This window comes from Fulvivirga sp. (assembly GCF_040220315.1).
Lineage (GTDB): Bacteria > Bacteroidota > Bacteroidia > Cytophagales > Cyclobacteriaceae > Fulvivirga.
Map to the genome: position 1 here is coordinate 1 of NZ_JAVJUY010000180.1, position 1,500 is coordinate 1,500.

Genomic DNA, 1,500 nt, shown 5'->3' on the forward strand with positions numbered 1-1,500 from the left:
ATTGCCATGGGAGAATTGTTCAATAATCCACATGAATGGGTACAACCTATCGTGAACCGATGGTATGATTTCATACGTATTCATATTTCACAAATTGGAGGTATCACACCTGCAATGAAGGTAGCCCGTCTGGGCGAGTGGTTCAATGTAAGGACAGCATGGCATGGTCCCGGCGACACTTCTCCAGTGGGGCATGCCGCCAACGCACATATTGATCTTGCCGTTTGGAACTTTGGTATCCAGGAAGCCGCAAGCACCATACGTTCTCCATCAGATAGATTACTTGCTATTTTTCCTGGAATGCCCAGAGTAGAAAATGGATATATGTATGTGAATGAAGCTCCGGGCCTTGGTGTGGACGTGGACGAAAAGGAAGCAGCTAAGTTTCCATTACAAAAAGTGCAGCTAAACACCTGGACTCAATTGAGACAGCAAGACGGTACCCCGGTTCGGCCATAATTTTTAACTAAATTCAATAGACCCAGTATTCAATTATTTTAGTTGTATGCTGGGTCTTGGATGGTAACAGGGCTTTTAAAATCAGTTTAACCACCATCTGTAAGTCAGTATCAATAGCAATTGACGATTAACAAGTTGAGAAAGGAGGAACTCGTTACTATTCAAAAGGTTATCGGCAACTTTTTTGACAAAGCAATAAAATTTGCCTATAATACGTGATGTAGAAAGGTGACACAAACCATCTTCTGCATCGTGTATTTATGCAACCCAACCAAAACCATACAGAACATGAATCTGATGCTATCATATGGAATGAATGCAGGTATGGTAACGAAAAAGCATTTGACTTAATATATGATAAATATTTTTCGGTGCTTTATGGATATGGGATGCAGTTCTGCCAGAATAAAGCATTAATTAAGGACTGCATACAGGATTTATTTATAGAACTCTGGACCAAAAAAGGCTCCCTCCCAGAAGTACATGCTGTAAAGTATTACCTGTTCCAATGTATCAGACGAAAGGTGATCAAAACAATCACAAAAAAGAATTTCTTAGGGGACGCATCTTCTTCAGTTGAATTTCATTTACAAAGCGATATATCAACAGAAACAGCGATAATTAATGAAGAAATTGTTCAGGATAATGCTAAAAGGATACAGTGTTCATTGGACCGGTTAACCTCCCGGCAGAGAGAAGCTGTTTTTTTGAAATTCTATGAAAGCCTATCTTATAACGAAATTGCGCTAATCATGCACCTGAGTGATGCCAAGTATGCTCGAAAACTTATCTATCGGTCACTGAAAGAGCTAAAACTAAATTGCTTAAATGCAAAAACAGTCTGATTCAGACTTTATCAATTCACCACAATACTTTATCAATTCACCACCATTTAGTTGTACCTATCTCATTCTTTTGCTTATCGCCTATTGATCATATGTAAATAAGAAATGCATATAGCTATAATATTTACAATTAAGTGCTGTAAATATTATAAATAATAAAAATCTTCAGAAATATCCACTTTTCCGTGGGGTCATC

General features: G+C 38.0%; 2 protein-coding genes. Both read left to right on the top strand.

All coding sequences use genetic code 11. The features are described from left to right. Positions 1-459, top strand: a 459-nt coding sequence (locus RLO81_RS08695) for an enolase C-terminal domain-like protein (protein ID WP_350110144.1), incomplete at its 5' end; no start/stop codon positions are given. Between the two features lie 260 nt (positions 460-719). Beyond that, positions 720-1,304: an RNA polymerase sigma factor gene (locus RLO81_RS08700; protein WP_350110147.1), complete on the top strand. Its 585-nt coding sequence runs from the start codon at positions 720-722 to the stop codon at positions 1,302-1,304. Positions 1,305-1,500 lie beyond the last annotated feature (196 nt).

Coding starts and splice junctions, on each gene's coding strand:
- RLO81_RS08700 (WP_350110147.1), top strand. CDS start 720: ATGCAACCCAACCAAAACCATACAGAACATGAATCTGATGCTATCATA.